This is a genomic window from Flavobacterium petrolei, from assembly GCF_003314435.2.
GTDB classification, from domain to species: domain Bacteria; phylum Bacteroidota; class Bacteroidia; order Flavobacteriales; family Flavobacteriaceae; genus Flavobacterium; species Flavobacterium petrolei.
Window position 1 is genome coordinate 448,701 of sequence record NZ_QNVY02000003.1, and the last position, 19,215, is coordinate 467,915.

General features: G+C 34.5%; 16 protein-coding genes. 12 read left to right on the top strand and 4 right to left on the bottom strand.

Annotation, left to right across the window (positions count from 1 at the left end):
• The first annotated feature begins 58 nt into the window (after positions 1–58).
• From DR871_RS11490 to DR871_RS11500, 3 genes are all read left to right on the top strand, one after another.
• Entirely contained in the window at positions 59–673 is a 615-nt protein-coding gene (locus DR871_RS11490) for an FMN-binding negative transcriptional regulator (RefSeq protein ID WP_113666413.1), read from the top strand.
• Between the two features lie 99 nt (positions 674–772).
• Positions 773–1,879 carry a glycosyltransferase gene (locus tag DR871_RS11495; RefSeq protein WP_113666414.1) on the top strand — a complete coding sequence of 369 codons (1,107 nt, stop codon included), beginning with the start codon at positions 773–775 and terminating at the stop codon, positions 1,877–1,879.
• On the top strand, positions 1,870–2,421 hold the full coding sequence (locus DR871_RS11500; protein WP_113666415.1) for an RNA polymerase sigma factor: 552 nt from the start codon (positions 1,870–1,872) through the stop codon (positions 2,419–2,421). The genes DR871_RS11495 and DR871_RS11500 overlap by 10 nt, the downstream gene beginning before the upstream one ends.
• A gap of 109 nt (positions 2,422–2,530) precedes the next feature.
• On the opposite strand, the gene DR871_RS11505 is transcribed toward DR871_RS11500, so the two are convergent.
• On the bottom strand, positions 2,531–3,283 hold the full coding sequence (locus DR871_RS11505) for a glycerophosphodiester phosphodiesterase (RefSeq protein WP_113666416.1): 753 nt from the start codon (positions 3,281–3,283) through the stop codon (positions 2,531–2,533).
• 265 nt (positions 3,284–3,548) lie between these two features.
• On the opposite strand from DR871_RS11505, the gene DR871_RS11510 reads away from it, so the two are divergent.
• A complete protein-coding gene (locus DR871_RS11510) occupies positions 3,549–6,725 on the top strand; it encodes a TonB-dependent receptor (protein WP_113666417.1) in 3,177 nt (1,058 codons plus the stop codon).
• A gap of 256 nt (positions 6,726–6,981) precedes the next feature.
• Entirely contained in the window at positions 6,982–7,812 is an 831-nt protein-coding gene (locus tag DR871_RS11515) for an energy transducer TonB (protein ID WP_113666418.1), read from the top strand.
• Between the two features lie 96 nt (positions 7,813–7,908).
• Here the strand turns inward: DR871_RS11515 and DR871_RS11520 are convergent, their stop codons facing one another.
• Positions 7,909–9,117 (bottom strand): DUF937 domain-containing protein, encoded by a 1,209-nt coding sequence (locus DR871_RS11520; RefSeq protein WP_165355330.1) that lies wholly within the window; start codon positions 9,115–9,117, stop codon positions 7,909–7,911.
• A gap of 281 nt (positions 9,118–9,398) precedes the next feature.
• Here DR871_RS11520 and lipA point away from each other — a divergent pair, with 281 nt between their 5' ends.
• From lipA to DR871_RS11535, 3 genes are all read left to right on the top strand, one after another.
• A complete protein-coding gene (lipA, locus tag DR871_RS11525; protein ID WP_091171698.1) occupies positions 9,399–10,268 on the top strand; it encodes a lipoyl synthase in 870 nt (289 codons plus the stop codon).
• Positions 10,269–10,335: 67 nt separating this feature from the next.
• Entirely contained in the window at positions 10,336–11,343 is a 1,008-nt protein-coding gene (gap, locus tag DR871_RS11530) for a type I glyceraldehyde-3-phosphate dehydrogenase (protein ID WP_113666419.1), read from the top strand.
• 14 nt (positions 11,344–11,357) lie between these two features.
• Positions 11,358–13,523: a tetratricopeptide repeat-containing hybrid sensor histidine kinase/response regulator gene (locus DR871_RS11535; RefSeq protein ID WP_113666420.1), complete on the top strand. Its 2,166-nt coding sequence runs from the start codon at positions 11,358–11,360 to the stop codon at positions 13,521–13,523.
• 2 nt (positions 13,524–13,525) lie between these two features.
• Here DR871_RS11535 and DR871_RS11540 read toward each other — a convergent pair whose 3' ends face one another.
• Together DR871_RS11540 and lpxK are read right to left on the bottom strand one after the other, a co-directional pair.
• On the bottom strand, positions 13,526–14,338 hold the full coding sequence (locus tag DR871_RS11540; protein WP_113666421.1) for a purine-nucleoside phosphorylase: 813 nt from the start codon (positions 14,336–14,338) through the stop codon (positions 13,526–13,528).
• Positions 14,310–15,359: a tetraacyldisaccharide 4'-kinase gene (gene lpxK / locus DR871_RS11545; RefSeq protein WP_113666422.1), complete on the bottom strand. Its 1,050-nt coding sequence runs from the start codon at positions 15,357–15,359 to the stop codon at positions 14,310–14,312. Before lpxK ends, DR871_RS11540 begins: the two co-directional genes overlap by 29 nt.
• 112 nt (positions 15,360–15,471) lie before the next feature.
• Between lpxK and DR871_RS11550 the strand changes: the two genes are divergently transcribed.
• The 4 genes from DR871_RS11550 to rluF all read left to right on the top strand — a co-directional run bounded on the left by DR871_RS11550 (position 15,472) and on the right by rluF (position 19,180).
• Positions 15,472–16,566, top strand: coding sequence for a Nif3-like dinuclear metal center hexameric protein (locus DR871_RS11550; RefSeq protein WP_113666423.1), 1,095 nt, complete (start codon positions 15,472–15,474; stop codon positions 16,564–16,566).
• Between the two features lie 3 nt (positions 16,567–16,569).
• The gene (locus tag DR871_RS11555) at positions 16,570–17,349 is read left to right on the top strand and encodes a zinc ribbon domain-containing protein (RefSeq protein ID WP_091171710.1); all 780 of its coding nucleotides are present in this window, start codon (positions 16,570–16,572) and stop codon (positions 17,347–17,349) included.
• A gap of 38 nt (positions 17,350–17,387) precedes the next feature.
• Positions 17,388–18,236 (top strand): alpha/beta fold hydrolase, encoded by an 849-nt coding sequence (locus tag DR871_RS11560; RefSeq protein WP_113666424.1) that lies wholly within the window; start codon positions 17,388–17,390, stop codon positions 18,234–18,236.
• A 131-nt stretch (positions 18,237–18,367) separates the two neighbouring features.
• A complete protein-coding gene (gene rluF / locus DR871_RS11565) occupies positions 18,368–19,180 on the top strand; it encodes a 23S rRNA pseudouridine(2604) synthase RluF (protein ID WP_091171715.1) in 813 nt (270 codons plus the stop codon).
• Positions 19,181–19,215: the final 35 nt, after the last annotated feature.

Below are 19,215 nucleotides of genomic sequence, written 5' to 3' on the forward strand. Positions count from 1 at the left end.
TAACAAATTGATTAATTTTATGTTTACTCTAATATTAAAAGACCTAACTTATTAAAGTATGTACACACCAGAAATCTATAAAAACGAGAATCAAGAAGAAATCAAAAAATTTCTGCAAGAGAACAGCTTTGGTATTCTAATTAATCAAACCAACGGAAAATTGTGCGCTACACATATTCCGTTAGAGCTGGAAACCAATGAAGAAGGCAACGAAATTTTGTACGGGCACATTTCTAAAGAAAATCCACAATGGAATGGTTTTATAGACAACGACCAAGTTTTAGCAGTATTTACAGGACCACATTCCTATATTTCTTCTTCTTGGTACGATCATGAAAATGTACCTACTTGGAACTATATTGCCGTTCATGTGTATGGGAAAATCAAAATTATTGAAGGAGAAGCTGTCATCGAATCCTTAAAAAAACTAGTTGATAAGTACGAACAAAATTCTAAAAACCCGGTTCGTGTAGCAGATTTATCGAAGAAAACAATGATGCAAACTCGTGGTATCGTTGCGTTTGAAATTGAAATTACTGAAATCCAAGCCACGAGAAAATTGTCACAAAACAGAGATGAAAAAAACCATCAAAACATCATTTCTGAGTTAGAAAAAACAGAAGATTTCCAAGCCATTGCTGTTGCAAATGAAATGAAGAACTGTCCTCGATAAATTATTGCGAAATTCACAGATAGTATTTAACAATTCACAATTCTATTCATACCTTTGCACTCTACCGAAATTTCGGGATTAAAAACTCATTAAACTCAGATGCTTATACTAATTCTTTACTTTTTTATTTTTATTGTTTCGGTTCAAATTTTGTATTATCTGGGTGTTTTTGGAAAATTTGCTTTTGCTAAAGTGCAAAAATTCACACCAAAAAGAATCCCGATTTCGGTGATTGTTTGTGCCAAAAACGAAGAGGAAAATATTGTTAATTTTATTCCTCTGCTTGCAGAACAAAACTATCCTGATTTTGAAATTGTTCTGATAGATGATGCATCAAGTGACGCTACTTTGGATATTTTTGAAGGTTTTGAAAAACAATATTCTAATGTTCGTTTGGTAAAAGTAGAGAACAACGAAGCTTTTTGGGGAAACAAAAAATATGCTCTGACATTAGGAATAAAAGCCGCGAAAAAAGAGTATTTATTATTTACTGATGCAGATTGCTACCCAACTTCGAAAGAGTGGATTACCGCAATGAGTTCTCAATTTACGATGCAGAAAACAATAGTTTTAGGTTATGGTAAATATGAAAAAATCCCAAATTCGTTTCTGAATAAAATAATTCGTTTTGAAACTTTATTGACTGCAATTCAATATTTTTCATGGGCAAAAATTGGACATCCTTACATGGGTGTCGGAAGGAATTTAGCCTATAAAAAGGAAGAGTTTTTTAATGTAAATGGATTCATCGAACACATGCAAATTCGATCTGGTGATGATGATTTATTTGTAAACCAAGCAGCAAAAGCTAAAAATACAACCATTGCTTATAGTCCGGAAAGTTTTACGGTTTCTAAACCCAAAACATCTTTCAAAGACTGGTGGATTCAAAAAAGAAGACATGTTGCTACGGCAAATTATTACAAACCTTTTGACAAATTGCAGTTAGGAGCATTCTACTGCTCGCAATTGTTATTTGTTTTATTGCCTATTGTACTCCTTTCTTTTCAATTCCAATGGATTTTAGTGCTATGCTTAATAGTGCTTCGATATATTATAACTTGGATCATCGTTGGATTTTCAGCAGGTAAATTAAAAGAAAAAGATGTTGTATATTGGTATCCTATACTTGAATTGGTCTTGCTCTTTACACAAATGAATATCTTTATAACAAATACATTCTCAAAACCGGTACATTGGAAATAAACAAACAAATAGAAAAAGCGAAACAAGGCGATCAGGTTGCCTTTACTTTTCTATTGAATCATTACTGGAATGAAGTGTACGGTTTTATGCTGAAACGTACCGAAAACGAAACCAATGCTGAGGACATTACCATTGAAACGTTCTCGAAAGCATTTGATAAAATCGCCACTTATAACTCGGAATTTCAATTTAATACTTGGCTTATTGCTATTGCAAAAAACGTACACATCGATTTATTACGAAAAAAGAAATCAAGTCTTTTTGTCGAAATTACCGATGAACAAGACCAACAAGCCTACAATATTGCCGACACCACTCCATCCGCGGAAGACGAATTGATTACGGAACAAAATTTATCTCAGTTACTGCAATTCATCAAAGAATTGAAACCCCATTATCAGGAAGTGATTCAGCTGCGTTATTTTCAGGAAATGAGTTACCAGGAAATTGCCAATAAAATTGACGAACCTTTGAGTAATGTGAAAATTAAATTGCTTCGCGCCAAAAAACTTCTGGCGGAAATCATTCAGAATAAAAGGTAATATTATTTTAAAAAATCAGCATCGATTCTTAATTATCTAAAAGCAAAAAAGTGATCTAAATTAATTTTAGACCACTTCGTTAAATCAAAGCAATTATATTTCTAAAAAATCATCTAACAATTCTTTCCGGATAATCCGTAATAATACCGCTTACTTTAAGTTGTTGTAAATTTTTAATATCTGCAGGTTCATTGACGGTCCAAGGATATATTTTAAAATTATTCGCTTTCATTATCGCAACATTCTCTGCCGTTAAGGTTTTAAAATAGGGATTAATTGCCTGTGCTTTGAGTTCTTTTCCTGTTTTAATAACAGTCTCAATAGGATCTTTATAGGTAAGCAAACCAATAGCTACTTCAGAACTCAAAGACCTCATTTTTTGCAATTCCCCTATTCGAAAACTGGATATAAAAAAATCTTTATTTCTCCACCCTTTTTTCTTGTATTCTTCTATAATTCTATACGTATCCGTTGCGGTGTTAGTTCCTTTCAACTCAATATTAAGAACTGCTTTTTTATCTATTGTCTCAATCACTTCTTGTAAAGTTGGGATTTGATGTTTCCCGGCAACCAAAACTTTTCTCAATTCTTCGAAAGTATATTCTTCGATTTTTCCTTTTGCGTTCGTTATGCGATCCAAATCATCATCATGAAAAACTACCAATTCACCCGTTTTAATTTTAAAAACATCGATTTCTAACATATCAGCTTTTAATTCCATTCCCTTTTTTATGGATGCCAATGTGTTTTCGGTTTCGTGTCCCATCGCACCTCTGTGCCCACAAACCACAAATTTATTCGAACCGCAATTCGATAATAATAAGGCTGCTGTTGAAGCCAATAATAGTGCAGTAAATTTCATAATGTTCATTTAAGTTTTGTAGTAAAAATAGATGAACCGCAAGAATCAAACATTAAGAAAGGATTAAATTAAGACTATTTTACCTAAAGAAATTCGATCCTTCTTGGTCATATTTGGTTAACAATATCTTAAAAAAAGTCGTTTTAATACTCGGTTTTTAAGGTTTCATTAACACAAAAGTATTCTACAGTTATTGTTAAAATAACAGCCTTTTTTCGATTAGTCAATTCCTTTGTGAGCACTAAAAAACAAAAAAATAGTATTCATGAAACAACTCCAATTATTTTTATTAACGATGGTACTGACTGTTTTTGTTGGCACTACAAATTTTGCCCAAACAACTCAAGCCTCTATTTCAGGTATTGTTTTAGGCAATAATTCAGAGCCTCTTAAAGATGCAACAGTTCAAATCCGAAATGAATCAACAGGATTTAAAACCAATTCATTATCTAATTTCAAAGGTGTTTTTACCTTCAAAGAACTTCCTTTAGGCGGACCGTATACCATCAGCGTTAAAGCCTTAGGTTTTGGAGAACAACAGCGTTCCGGTTACACATTAAATCAAGGGGATTTAATAAATATCGAAATTCTGATGCAGGACGACATTCAAAACTTAGAAGTAGTTGAAGTTGTAGGACGAGGTTTGAAAAACAAAACCGGAAATTTAGGGGCAGCTACAGCTGTAACGGCACAACTAATTAACGCGTTACCGGTCAACGGAAGAAATTTTACTAGCTTAATGGATTTGTCTCCTTTAACCAGAGGCGGAAATATTTCAGGACAACTAGCTTCCTCTACAAATTACACATTGGATGGAATGAACGCCAAAAATCCAACTTCCGCAGGATCTACAACCAGTCGAAGCGGTGCACCGTACTCGATTTCCATTGAAGCCGTGAGAGAATTCAAGGTTGTTACCAACCAATATGACGTAAGTTACGGTCGAAGCGGTGGAGGAACAGTAAGTGCGGTGACTAAATCAGGAACAAATGAATTTACAGGAAGCATGTTTGCTTATAATCGTGCAGACTGGCTGTCAAGTCCGTACGATATTAGAGGAAACAGACGCCAAAATGATTTTTCTACGTCCCAATATGGTTTCACTCTTGGCGGACCAATCATTAAAGATAAATTACATTTTTTTATAGCTTGGGACCACCAACAAGATTCGCGTCCCTTGATCATCGCTGATGTTCAATCCCCAGAGGACGAATTGCGTTTCAATGTTACAAGAGCGACATTAGATAATTTTGTGACCATAGCCCGCAATAAATATGGTGTTTCAGACTCGCCACAATACGGAACATTTGATAAAAAAAGGAATTCGGATGCTGCTTTCGCTCGTATAGACTGGCAAATTAACAGTAATAATTTATTGACTGTCCGTAATAATTTTACTTACGACAACAATAAACTAGGACTACAAGATAATACGACCATCAATCTATATGAATCATTTGGTGATGATTTAAATATTGACAACAGTATTTTAGCTTCTTTGCGAACAAAAGTCAATGCAAAAGTTACAAATGAACTGAAAGTACAACATTTATACACTTTTCAGGACAGTAATCCGGGCGATCAATTGCCTTCTTACAATATCCCACGTGCTATTGTAGAAAATGTGGCTTCAACTATTAATGGAGCAGTGAGAACCACAAACATCCAAATTGGTGGACATCGATTTGCGCAGGAAAAATTCACCAATAATGTTTTTCAAATTGTTGATAACATCTACTATAACACGGACAAAGTGAAATACACTTTTGGTTTTGATTTAATGCAAACCAATGCAAAATCATTATATGGCAGCGAGGTAAATGGTCGTTTTCATTTTAACAGTGTTGCAAATTTCAACAATCAAACACCCTACCGTTACTACAGAGAAGTACCTTTAGTAGCTGATCCTACTGTGATTTCAAACATTTTAAACGCTGGAATTTATGGTCAGTTGCAAACTAAAATTGGTATGGGATTGGACCTGACTGTAGGTTTGCGATTTGATTATGCTAAATATCCAACAGCCAACTTTAATCAATTAGTTTTTGATGAATTGGCTATTCGTACGGATAATAAACTTCGGTCAGCAATTCTTCAACCAAGAGTGCAATTGTCTTGGGATGTAAATGAGAACCACAAAGATTATATTCGCTTTGGAGCTGGAATTTTTGCTTCTGATTTAAATAATTATGCGGTCATCAATAACTTATATTTTGATGGAAATCACACTGCGACTGTTGATGTGAGATCTCCAAATGTTCCGTTGCCAAATTTCATTGATTATCGAAATAATTATGCTAGTATTCCAACTTTGGATGCGTTCCAATTACCTACTATCAATTTCACTGGAACGGATGCTAAAGTTCCAGTTGTCTATAAAGCAAATGCATCTTACTCGCATTTTTTCACTGATAAATTGAAAGCAGGGATTGCAGGTTATGCTACTTTAGGACGCAATAACTATGTTTATGTAGACCGCAATATGGTTGCGAATCCATTTTTCACTTTGGCAAATGAAGGCAATCGTGGCGTTTACGTTCCAGCAAGTTCAATGCCTGCAAATGGTGCTGGAGACTGGATGCAAGGGCGTATCAGCAATAAATTAGGCCGTGTTTTAGAATTAAACAGCGAAGGTAAAGTCAATCAATTTGCAATGGTGGTAGATGCTACGTATCGCTATTTTAAAGATGGTGAAATATCTGCCAGTTATACCTTGAATGATACCAAAGACAATACTTCATTTAACGGAAACGTAGCCAATACAGCAACTTTAGTTTTACCGGTAGAAGATGATCCAAGAGACTTGAGCAAAATGAGTTATTCTGATAATCATTTCCGTCATAAAGTGGTGTTTTATGGAACGTTGCCAACTTTTTATGGTTTCAGTGTTGGTGTTCGTTATTCTGGTATTGGCGGTACACGCTACAGTTTATTGTCAGGAGGAAATACAAATGCCGATTTTGTCACTTCATCCAATGATTTAGCGTATATATTTGACATTAATAATCCTGCAGTTCCCCAAAATATAAAAACAGGATTACAAACCATACTTGATAATCCGGCTGCCAGCCAAAGTTTGAAAGACTATATCACTAAATACTCTGGTAAAATTGCCGAGAGAAACGGCGGAATAAATGACTTTTATGGTCTTGTTGATGTCAGAATCAGCAAAAAGATTGCGCTAGACAAAAAACAATTCGTGGAATTTACAGCAGATGTATTTAATGTTGCCAATTTATTAAACAAAGAATGGGGTGTAAATAAATCGTTGGGAAGTCAGTCTTTATATGCTTTAGGAACACCCGCATCAGGAACAACAGCTGCAGTTCCTGGATTTGACAGCACCAGACAACAATTTAATTACAGAGTAAATAATGCAGGACTTCCTTCGCTTTCAGGAAATCCATTTCAAATACAAATTGGATTTAAATATGCTTTCTAAATCCAATTTATAAAACATTTACACATTTGCAAAGCGCATTCATTAACTTGGATGCGCTTTTTTTATTGATAATATCACCTAAAATCAACATAGCTAATAATTATTTACTCTTTTAGTTAAATAAATAAACATAAAATCAATTTAATGAAAAATAAATACTAAGTTTATATACTACAATTCCTATTTTATATGTTGTGAAATAAAAACATCTTTTGCTTATGATTTAATTACTACTTAACCTTTAAATCCATAAATTATGTCAAAATTAAGCATTTACGAAACCGGTTGGATCAACCTAGTTTTTCAAGACAGAAACAAAGAATATGGAGCGTATCAGTTGCGACAAGAAGCCACTAAAACTTCTTTAAGAGCACTGTTTATGGGAATACTTCTATTAGCCTCGCTTTTTAGTCTACCAACATTAATTAGTCATTTTAGTCCGAACAATGATGTTACAGCCATAATACCTGATTTTTCTAAAACAGTAGTTCAATTATCGGATATTGTACCAAACCAGATTTTGGAAACCCAAAAACAAGTTTTGCCCGAAATCAAAAAACAAAATCCAGAAACAGCTGTTGAAAGTGCCCAACTTGTTAACCCTATAATTACACAAGCGTCACAAGCTGATCAAGACATTGCTAAAAACACCGATAATACCAGTGTGACAAACACAATTACAGAGGGAACAGGAACCGTAGGAATTAATCCAACCTCTACATCGGGAGTTGGAACGGAGACTGCAATACCAATTGTGGATTCAGGAAATACTATTGTCAATAGCTTATCATTAGATAAACTACCTGAATTTCCTGGCGGAATTAATAAATTCTATAGTTATGTTGGTAACAATTTTGAAAAACAAGAAATTGATGGCAGCGGTTCGATTCGAGTGTATGTTTCTTTCGTAATTGAAAGGGACGGCAGCATGACTGACATTCAGGTAAAAAAAGATCCTGGTTATGGTTTGGGGAAAGAAGCTGTTCGCGTATTGAAATCCTTGAAAACAAAATGGTCGCCGGGAATGATTGCCGGAAAACCAGTGCGAACTGCGTATAACCTTCCCATTAATGTACAGATGAATTAATCTCAAAACAAAAGCAGAATCAAACGATTCTGCTTTTGTTTTATTCCATTAGATTAGATATAATTCGTTCCAAAATTATATGGAACAACATGTACTTCATTTTTTGGTAACCCTCACCGCAATTCTTCTATTTTTAGCTTTTCCTTCTTCGGTATCATTTGAAGCAACCGGAAATTGTTGTCCATATCCTTCTGATTCCAAACGCTCTTTGGCAATACCCATTTTTATCATCTCATCTTTAACTGATTTTGCTCGATCGCCAGAAAGCTTCAAATTGAAAGTTGGATCTCCAACATTATCGGTATAACCTCCTATTTTGAGTTCAACCGCTGGATAGGCTTTTAGAATTTCGGCCATATTTTTCAGTTGTTCTTGTGATTCCGGTCGCAAAGTTGCTTTTCCGGTATCAAACAACAAACGGTCAAAATTGAACCAAGTTGTTTTGTCCACGACTTTCGTTTTGTCCGTCAACCATGTATTCAATCTGTTTTCGATTCCAAATTCAGGTACATTTAATTCAATTCCGTTTGGCAATTTAAACCTAAAAAAATTCCCTAGAGCATTTTGAGTTTCATTTACTGCTGCATCCATTTTCTTGGCTACCGTGTCTACCGTTTCTGTAGGGACAACTGGTGTTACTTCTTTCCTATTACAACCTTTACTGAAAAAAAATAATGCAAAAAGCCCTGCTCCCACTAGCAATAATGGAATTAACCATTTTGCGGAGGAAGTTTCTGCTTTTCTAACGTCATGGATTTTCCCTCTGCTATCATTGTGAATTGTGCTTCCAACACCGAAATTCAAGCCTGACGGAGCTGCGGAAAGAATGTTCTCTTTTTGCGAAGACAATAAACTCTTTAAACTGTTTAATGTCATTCCTGATTTTGCAAAATAACTCAACACTAAAGGAGCTGCCATTCCTAGTAAAGAAGCTGCGGAAGACTCTTTTATGGATGAAGTCCGTGCAATAACTTCTGAGGTATCTGACTGCTTATTCTTGAACAACAAAGCCATTAATTTAGAACCCGTATTTAAGGCAGTCGTATTTTCATACCCTACCAATAAAGAAGGAAGATTTGACAAAACATCGCCAGAATGTACACTTGTATCATTTATTAAATTCATAACGCTTTGCATTGTACTAGAATCATTTGATTTATAGACTAATCCAATCAACAATGTTGGTATAGCAGCTGAAACACCTTTATAAACACCACTTTCTGATTCGTTTAACATTGTACTGGCTTTCGAAATAACATCTGGGGTAACATATCCTTTCAGAATATCTACTAAATTTGTTTCCATGATTATATAATTTAAGATTCCTATCAAATTTAACAAAATTTTTAATTAAATACCTCATTTTCAATTAATTAGTTTATACATACATTCGTAAAAATAAATTATTTGTATTCATGGAAACATGAATACAGCTGTATCTCTCAACATAAACCTCTTGAAAAGAGGTCTTTTTTTATACAAATCACTTTTTTGGTTTAACCAAATCATAAAATAATCAAACAAAACTAATACAGTCGAAATCTTCAAGCAACTTTCATTATCTTTGCACTTCGAAAAATTGATATATGGAAACTGTTTTAGAAAATACTTTACCTGTAGGAAAACCGAAATGGCTTAAGGTAAAACTCCCAATAGGCCAAAAATACACTGAGCTGCGCGGCTTGGTTGATAAATATAGTTTGAACACGATTTGTACGTCCGGAAGCTGCCCAAATATGGGTGAATGCTGGGGCGAAGGAACGGCTACATTCATGATTTTAGGAAATGTATGTACGCGTTCTTGCGGTTTTTGTGGTGTAAAAACCGGACGACCAGAAACGGTAGATTGGGATGAGCCTGAAAAAGTGGCACGTTCTATCAAAATCATGAACATCAAACATGCCGTAATTACAAGCGTTGACAGAGATGACTTGAAAGATGGTGGTTCTATTATTTGGATCGAAACCGTGAAAGCCATTCGTAGAATGAACCCAAATACGACTCTTGAAACGTTGATTCCAGATTTTCAAGGAATTGAAAGAAACATCGACCGTATCGTAGAAGCCAATCCGGAAGTGGTTTCGCACAATGTAGAAACGGTACGCAGATTAACGCGCGAAGTACGAATTCAGGCAAAATACGACCGAAGTCTGGAAGTATTGCGCTACCTGAAAGAAAAAGGAATCAATAGAACAAAGTCGGGAATTATGCTTGGTCTTGGAGAACAAGAAGAGGAAGTGTACCAAACGATGCGTGATTTGCGTGAAGCCAATGTTGATATTGTTACGATAGGTCAATACTTACAACCAAGTAAAAAACATTTACCGGTAAAAGAATTCATAACACCGGAACAATTTGCGAAATACGAGCAATTTGGTTTGGAATTAGGTTTCCGCCACGTAGAAAGTGGGCCATTAGTTCGTTCCTCTTACAAAGCACAAAAACATATTCTTTAAAAAAATATTTCAGGTTTAAAGTTTCAAGTTAAGCAACTTTAAACCTGAAACTTTAAACAAAAAAATATTGAAAACAAGAATTGCCATAAATGGTTTTGGAAGAATCGGTAGGAATTTATTCCGATTACTTTTAAACCATCCCTCCATACAAGTGGTTGCCATAAATGATATTGCTGATAAAAAAACAATGGCACATTTAGTAAAATACGATAGTATTCACGGTGTTTTACCATTTGCAGTCAGCGATGATGAGAAAGGAATTCTGGTAGATGAAAAACATTTTTTATTTTTTCATGAAAAAAATATTTCAAATCTGGATTGGAAAAGTCTGGACATTGATTACGTTGTGGAATCTACCGGGAAATACAAGACTTTTGAAGAATTGAATTCTCATATTATTGCTGGCGCCAAAAAAGTGATTCTTTCTGCACCAGCAGAAGTCGACACTATAAAAACGGTAGTACTTGGCGTAAATGATTTTATATTGGATGGCTCGGAAACTATTATTTCGAATGCTAGTTGCACGACGAATAATGCAGCCCCAATGATTAAAGTAATCAATGAACTTTGTGGTATAGAACAAGCCTATATTACGACTATTCACTCCTACACCACAGACCAAAGTTTGCATGATCAACCGCATAAAGATTTGCGCAGAGCTCGCGGGGCAAGTCAATCTATTGTTCCTACAACAACAGGTGCAGCAAAAGCATTGACAAAAATATTTCCACAGTTCGAAGGTAAAATTGGTGGTTGTGGTATACGAGTGCCCGTTCCTGATGGTTCTTTGACTGATATTACTTTCAATGTAAAACGTGCGGTGACCATTGATGAGATTAACGCAGCTTTCAAAATTGCCGCACAAACAAATTTAAAAGGGATTTTGGATTATACCGAAGACCCTATTGTTTCCGTTGATGTGATTGGCAATAAAAATTCATGTATATTTGATGCACAACTCACTTCAGTTATCGATAAAATGGTAAAAGTGGTAGGTTGGTATGATAATGAGATAGGATATTCCTCAAGAATAATTGATTTAATTCTTTTGACCAATATGAAAAACAACCAATAAAAAATCAGTTACAAATGAAATATTTTTTCGTTTTTGTACTTTTTTTTACTGTAATCTTGTATTCTCAACCAAGTGAGAAAACAGACAGTACTGCGTATTACAGCAGTTTGAGCAACTCTAATATCCAAAATAACAATTATAAGGACGCATTATTATATACCCAAAAAGCGATACTTTTCGCAGAAAAAAATAAAAATATTCAAGATCAGGCAGTTCAGCACTTTAATCTTGGAAAACTGTACCACGATTTAAAAAAAAATGATGATGCCATTAAATCATTGCGAAAAAGTTCTGATTTATATACAGACTTAAACCCGAGTCACAATGAAGCGGGCACATACTACTACATGGGTTTATGTTACATGGCAAAACAAAATTTTGATAGATCCGCAATGTACTTCCATGAGGCCAAAACCATTCAAACTCTATTAAAATTTCCAGATACAGCTGAATTACTTACCCTGCAAAGAGGAATAATTTATAAATCTAAAAATAAATTAGATTTAGCATTATCGGTTTTTAAGACAATAATTGCAAAGCCTGACAATCCTAATTTATCAAATACTAAAGCGGAAGCTTTATATCAAACAGGAAGCATTGAAGCCCTAAAAAATAGGAATAATTTAGCTTTGAACTATCTTAATAAAGCATTAGACCTAAACAGTAAAGCCGATAATCTGGAACAAAAATCTAATATTTTACTTGCCTTAAGCAACGTTTACGAAAAAATGCTGGATAAGAATAATGCCTATTCCTATTTAAAACAACATCTCAATTTAAAAGAACGAATTGCAATTTTAAATAACGAGAGACTAGGCATTGATGATTACACCAAATTCAAAGAATCCGAACGTTTAAAGGAAATTATACAAACCGATAATCAAAACAAAGAGCAAGAAAAAGCAAGCAAGTTTTCAAAACTGATTAGTATACTTGCTATTGCGTTGATTTCTATTTTATCACTATTAAGTTTATCTTTATACAAAAATAATATCATCCGTAATCAGTCTAATTTGTTACTGAGAGAAAAAAATAAAGAATTAGAAATTGCAAAAGATAAAGCCGAAAAAGCATCTAGAGCAAGATCCGAATTCCTTTCGACAGTTAGTCACGAACTCCGAACGCCACTAAATGCCATCAACGGAATTACTCATTTACTACTAGAAGAAAATCCTAAGAAAACCCAAATGGATTATTTGTCTTCGTTAAAATTTTCTGGAGATTATTTGACGAAATTCATCAATGAAATTTTAGAAATAAATAAAATTGAGTCTCATAACATCGAAATAGAATATACCAGTTTTAACGTAAAACAGCTTTTGACTGACATTCAAAATTCGTTGAAGGAACTGGCTTTTGTCAACAACAATAACTTTATACTTGAAATTGACCCTGCGATTCCTGATTACTTAATTGGAGATCCAACTAAACTCTCACAGATCATATTAAATTTGATCAATAATGCGCTAAAGTTTACTAAAAATGGTAATGTCAGTATCATTGCAAGACTCGAAAATTTAGACCATCCAACGGCGACATTATATTTTGAAGTAACAGATACTGGAATCGGAATACCAGAAGACAAATTAATAAGCGTTTTTGACAGTTTTTCTCAAGGATCCATTGAAGTCAATAGAAAATACGGCGGTACGGGTCTGGGATTAACGATTGTAAAAAAATTAACTCAAATTCTTGGCGGACAAATAGAACTTTCAAGTATCGTGGGCCAAGGCTCCACCTTCTCATTTGCATTAGCGTTTAAAATTAGCGAACAACTCCTAACGGCAGAACCAACGCCAAAAATTGACTACGATTCTAAGTTATTGAACAAAAAAATACTGTTGGTGGAGGATAACAAAATCAATCAAATGATTACCAAAAAAATGCTTCTGAATAAACAAATAATTTGTGAGGTTATTGATAATGGTGAAGATGCTATTGATTTAGTACGCAAAAATAAATTTGATTTGGTTCTTATGGACGTGCATTTACCCGGCATCAACGGAACTATTGCTACAAAAACGATTCGGAAATTTGATAGTAGCACTCCGATAATTGCGCTTACCGCAATATCACTGCATGAAAATCGTGAGATGCTATTATCATTTGGCATGAACGATGTAATTACTAAACCGTTCATACCAGAAGAATTTTACACTACCATTGCTGAATATATTTAGATTTAATAATTCAGAATCAATTCCTTTATTAGGCTTCTCACTTTTGGTTCCGCCTCTTTAGCTGCTTCCAAAACTTCGTCATGCGAGATTGTTCCAATACTTTCTTCGTTACCCATATCGGTAATTACCGAAATTCCAAAAGTTTCCATATCCATGTGACGCGCTACAATTACTTCGGGAACGGTTGACATTCCCACACAATCAGCGCCCAGAATTTTTACCATTTTGTATTCAGCCAACGTTTCAAAAGTTGGACCTTGCAAGCCCAAATAAATTCCTTCATGAACGGTAATGTTTAGTCCTTTGGCTAATTCAGTTGCTTTGGCAATCATATTTCTCGAATATGGTTCGCTCATATTTACAAAGCGTGGTCCAAAACGTTCATCATTTTTACCTCGCAAAGGATGCTCAGGCGTCATATTTATATGATCCGTAATCATAACAATAGAACCTACTTTATAACTTGGATTTACACCACCTGATGCATTTGAAACTACCAATTTTTCAACACCTAAAAACTTCATAACTCTTACCGGGAAAGTAACTTCTGTCATTGAATAGCCTTCATAAAAATGAAAACGTCCTTGCATAGCAACAACTTTCTTGTCTCCTATTGTTCCAAAAACCAATGCGCCTTTGTGTCCTTGCACTGTTGATACCGGGAAATTTGGGATTTCATTGTACGGCAACGTATATGCTACTTTCATTTCATCCGTAAAACTCCCTAATCCTGAACCTAAGATTACACCGTATTCTGGAGTAAAATCAATTCTTTCCTTAATATAACTAACTGTTTCTTGAACTTGTTCCCACATAATCTAAAATTGTTTTATTAAAATTTTCACTCCGTTCCGACGCCTCGGAATCGGGACCCGAAACGAAAGAACTTTGTATTGGTAAATAAAAAAGTTGTTCGCTTGGCAAACTTCCTTTTAACCGTACATAATCTTTTTCGGTAGTGATAATAATATTGTTTTGAGCTAAATTTTTAATTTCTAAAATGTCTTTATCGGTAAAATTATGATGGTCTGGAAAAGACAAACAGACATCATTAGAGTTTTGCAAATAGGAAAAAAACGGTTCCGGTTTTGCAATTCCTGCTACCAATACTTTAGCAGCATGTTGAATTTCATCAACCTTTATCTTTCGGTTTTCTCCATAAATACAATCATCGTATGCTATAAAAGTAAAGTATAATTCTTGGCTTTTCAAAAGTTTCAGTCTCTTTTTAATGTCATCCTGTTCCTCAAATGAAAGATTAAAAGGACATTTGGTTACAATAATCACGTTCGCTCTATTTGCTCCGCTCCTGCTTTCGCGTAAATTTCCGGTTGGCAACATCCAATCATCCGAATACAAATCGCTGTAGGATGTCAATAAAATATAAAAACCCGCTTTTACTTTTCGATGTTGAAAAGCATCATCAAGCAAGATAATTTCTGGTTTTTCTGTTTGCGAAAGCAATTGTTCTATCCCGTTCTTTCTATCGGCATCAACTGCCACTTGTATCGATGGAAATTTTTGAAAAAATTGAAATGGTTCATCACCAATAGTTGCGGCATTTGAATTGGCTTCCGCCAAAATAAAACCTTTAGACTGTCTTTTATACCCTCTACTTAATGTGGCAATTTTATATTTATCCGAAAGCAACCGAATCAAATATTCGATTTGTGGTGTTTTTCCGGTTCCACCAACGCTAAGATTCCCGACAGCAATAATAGGCAAAGCAAAAGAGTACGATTTTAAAATACCTTTATCGAAAAGAAAATTACGAATACTTGTTATCAAACCATATAATATGGCAAACGGAAACAGTAATTTTCGAAGTAAATTCATTTTACGAAAGTAGAATAAATTATCTTTGATTTAAAATTTTGTTTCTTTTGTTTCATGTTTAAAGTTGATCAACATTAAACTTTAAACCTAAGACTTTAAACTAAAAAAAAACATGAAAATCAAAGAAATAATTTCCGTACTCGAAGAAATGGCTCCACTCGCTTATGCTGAAGATTTTGACAATGTCGGATTGTTGGTTGGAAACCAAGACGAAGAAGCAACCGGAATATTGGTTTGTCACGATGCTTTAGAAAATATAATTGACGAAGCGATTGCGAAAAATTGCAATCTAGTGGTTTGTTTTCATCCCATTTTATTTTCTGGTTTGAAAAAAATTACGGGAAAAAACTACGTGGAACGAGCCGTCATTAAAGCCATAAAAAATGACATTGCAATTTACGCCGTTCACACCGCTTTGGACAACCATCAGGAAGGCGTGAATAAAATATTCAGTGATGCATTGGGATTGATAAATACAAAAATCCTTATTCCGAAGCAAAACTTCATTCGAAAATTAGTGACTTTTACCATTCCTGAAAATGCAGAAGAAGTGCGAAATGCACTATTTGATGCTGGCGCGGGAACCATTGGCAATTATGAAAACTGCAGTTTTAATTCGAAAGGAATTGGAACGTACATGGGAAATGAACACAGCAATCCGCAAATAGGAGAGCGATTTGAGTTTGTGCAAGGGGACGAAATCAAAGTCGAAGTAACTTTCGAAAAACATTTGGAAAACAAAATCCTGAAAGCCTTATTCAAAAGCCATGCGTACGAAGAAGTGGCTTATGAAATTTATGAGTTGCAAAACCAACATCAAAATATTGGTTTGGGAATGATTGGCGAATTGAAAAATCCCATGAATGAAAAAGAGTTTTTGCTTTTTGCCAAAGAAAAAATGCAATGTGGCGGAATTCGACATTCGAACTTTATTGGAAAGGAAATTAAAAAAGTAGCTGTTCTTGGCGGAGCTGGAAGTTTTGCAATAAAAAATGCGATTCAGGCGGGAGCTGATGCTTATTTGACTGCTGATTTGAAATATCATCAGTTTTATGAAGCCGAAAACAAGTTGCTTTTGGCCGATATTGGACATTTTGAAAGCGAACGCTATACAAAAAATTATATTGTAGAGTATCTTCGGAAAAAAATCCTTAATTTTGCAGTTATTTTATCAGAAGAAAATTCAAATCCAGTTAAGTACTTATAGAATATGGCGAATACGAAAGAATTAAGTGTTGAGGACAAGTTAAGAGCAATTTACGATTTACAACTTATTGACTCTAGAATTGACGAAATCAGAAACGTAAGAGGAGAACTTCCTTTAGAAGTAGAAGATTTAGAAGATGAAGTGGCTGGTTTAAGCACACGTTCAGAAAAATTGAAAGGGGAACTTGAAGTTATCGAGGATCTAATCAAATCAAAAAAGAATGCAATTGATGAGCACAAAGAAGCTATCAAAAAATATACTAAGCAACAAGAAACTGTTCGTAACAACAGAGAGTTTAATTCGTTGACTAAAGAGATTGAATTTCAAGAATTAGAAATTCAATTGTCAGAAAAACAAATTAAAGAAATGAAAGCTTCTATCGAACACAAGAAAGAAGTAATTTCAAGTTCTAAAGAAAGATTAGAAGCAAAATCAAATCACTTAAAGCACAAAAAATCAGAGTTAGACGCTATCATGGCTGAAACTGCTAAAGAAGAAGCATTCTTATCTGAGAAATCAGCAGAATTCCAAGCTTTAATTGAAGAAAGATTATTGAAAGCTTATACAAGAATCAGAAGTAGCGTTCGTAATGGTTTAGCTGTAGTTTCTATCGAAAGAGGAGCTTCTGCAGGATCATTCTTCACTATTCCACCACAGACACAAGTAGAAATTGCTTCTAGAAAGAAAATCATAACTGATGAACACTCTGGAAGAATATTAGTCGACAGTTCATTAGCCGACGAAGAAAAAGAGAAAATGGAACAATTGTTTTCTAAATTCTAATTACATTTAAGTCCCGATACACATCGGGACTTTTTTTTATGAAAAAAACAGCATTTTTTATATTCACTAAATCTATTGGTTTATACATTAACCTTTTGAGTTTTGTATTTCCAAAAAAAGCATCGCAACTGGCGTATGCTTTTTTTAGTGAACCCCGAGAAGGGAAATTATCTAAAGACAAACTTCCGGTAATTCTGCAAGAAGCACAGTCCGAAATGTTCCAACTTCAAGAAGATTCCTTTCACACCTATACTTGGAAAGGAAATGAGACCGTAATACTTTTGGTTCACGGCTGGGAAAGCAATGCTTCTCGCTGGGAAAATTTACTCCCCTATCTAAAAAAATCAGGAAGCACCATCATTGCCATTGACGGTCCGGCTCACGGGTTATCCAGCGGAAAAGAATTCAATATTCCCCAATACGCTGAATTCATTCATATTACCGTTGAAAAATTTAAACCACAATATCTTATCGGTCATTCTATAGGTGGAAAAACGTGTTTGTATTATCAATCCGTTTATCAAAATGATGCTTTAAAAAAAATGGTGATATTGGGAGCACCAAGCGATTTCAAAATTATCTTAAACAATTATATTACATTATTAAGCCTGAATAGTAAAATTTCAAAGTCATTGGAGGCGCATTATCTTAATAATTTCAAATTGAGCTTGGAACAGTTTTCCGGTAAAATATTTGCTTCAAAATTAAATATAAAAGGATTAATCGCCCATGACATTGACGACACCGTAGTTTTATTCGAAGAAGGAAAAAAAATTGCAGGAGCTTGGAAAAATGTGGTCTTCATTGAGACTAAAGGCTTAGGTCATAGCATGCACGACGATGAGTTGTATAATAAAGTTTCTCGTTTTTTATTTGAAGAAAAATAGACTTCTTAGATGATATGAACTTCTGTATTAAATCTAATAAGACTAAATACAATCCATCAAACTTACCTTTCTAACAATCCAAAAATTTAAGAAGTCTAAAATCTAACAAACAAATTCATTACTTTTGCAGTATGGAAGAAAATTTAAAACGCCTCAATAAATTCATAGGAGAAACTGGTTATTGTTCCCGCCGCGAAGCAGATAAAATCATTGAAGAAGGTCGTGTGACCATCAATGGAGTCGTTCCGGAATTGGGCACAAAAGTTTCACCGAATGACGAAGTGCGTATTGACGGTAAACTAATCCGTGAGCAAAATGAGAAACCTGTTTATCTTGCTTTCTATAAACCCGTAGGAATCGAATGTACGACTAACCTTGATGTTCGCAATAATATTGTTGATTATATCAATTATCCGAAACGCATTTTCCCTATCGGACGATTGGACAAAGCCAGTGAAGGATTGATTTTTATGACCAATGACGGTGATATCGTTAATAAAATATTAAGAGCCCGAAACAATCACGAAAAAGAATATACGGTAACCGTAAACAAACCTATAACCGATCGTTTTATCGAAAGAATGGGCAATGGAGTACCAATTTTAGACACTGTGACTCGAAAATGTAAGGTAGAACAAATTAGCAAATTCACTTTCAAAATTATCTTGACACAAGGTTTAAACCGTCAGATCCGTAGAATGACCGAATATTTAGGCTATGATGTAACGGCGCTTAAACGCATCCGAATTATCAATATTTCACTTGATGTCCCTGTAGGTCGTTACCGTGATTTGACTGATGCAGAAATTAAAGAATTAAACGAATTGATTGAACCTTCGAGCAAAACAGAAGAAGCTAGTTTACCCAAAACCGAAGCGCCAAAAAGAAGAACTGAATTCATCAAAAGAGATGATCCCAGATTTAAAGGACGAGGCGATTATTAAAAATATTAAAATCCCATTCATTCCTGAATGGGATT

Coding starts and splice junctions, on each gene's coding strand:
- lipA (WP_091171698.1), top strand. CDS start 9,399: ATGGAAACTGTTTTAGAAAATACTTTACCTGTAGGAAAACCGAAATGG.
- lpxK (WP_113666422.1), bottom strand. CDS start 15,359: ATGAATTTACTTCGAAAATTACTGTTTCCGTTTGCCATATTATATGGT.
- DR871_RS11560 (WP_113666424.1), top strand. CDS start 17,388: ATGAAAAAAACAGCATTTTTTATATTCACTAAATCTATTGGTTTATAC.
- DR871_RS11540 (WP_113666421.1), bottom strand. CDS start 14,338: ATGTGGGAACAAGTTCAAGAAACAGTTAGTTATATTAAGGAAAGAATT.
- DR871_RS11550 (WP_113666423.1), top strand. CDS start 15,472: ATGAAAATCAAAGAAATAATTTCCGTACTCGAAGAAATGGCTCCACTC.
- DR871_RS11505 (WP_113666416.1), bottom strand. CDS start 3,283: ATGAAATTTACTGCACTATTATTGGCTTCAACAGCAGCCTTATTATTA.
- DR871_RS11520 (WP_165355330.1), bottom strand. CDS start 9,117: ATGGAAACAAATTTAGTAGATATTCTGAAAGGATATGTTACCCCAGAT.
- DR871_RS11490 (WP_113666413.1), top strand. CDS start 59: ATGTACACACCAGAAATCTATAAAAACGAGAATCAAGAAGAAATCAAA.
- rluF (WP_091171715.1), top strand. CDS start 18,368: ATGGAAGAAAATTTAAAACGCCTCAATAAATTCATAGGAGAAACTGGT.
- DR871_RS11515 (WP_113666418.1), top strand. CDS start 6,982: ATGTCAAAATTAAGCATTTACGAAACCGGTTGGATCAACCTAGTTTTT.
- DR871_RS11535 (WP_113666420.1), top strand. CDS start 11,358: ATGAAATATTTTTTCGTTTTTGTACTTTTTTTTACTGTAATCTTGTAT.
- DR871_RS11510 (WP_113666417.1), top strand. CDS start 3,549: ATGAAACAACTCCAATTATTTTTATTAACGATGGTACTGACTGTTTTT.
- DR871_RS11555 (WP_091171710.1), top strand. CDS start 16,570: ATGGCGAATACGAAAGAATTAAGTGTTGAGGACAAGTTAAGAGCAATT.
- DR871_RS11495 (WP_113666414.1), top strand. CDS start 773: ATGCTTATACTAATTCTTTACTTTTTTATTTTTATTGTTTCGGTTCAA.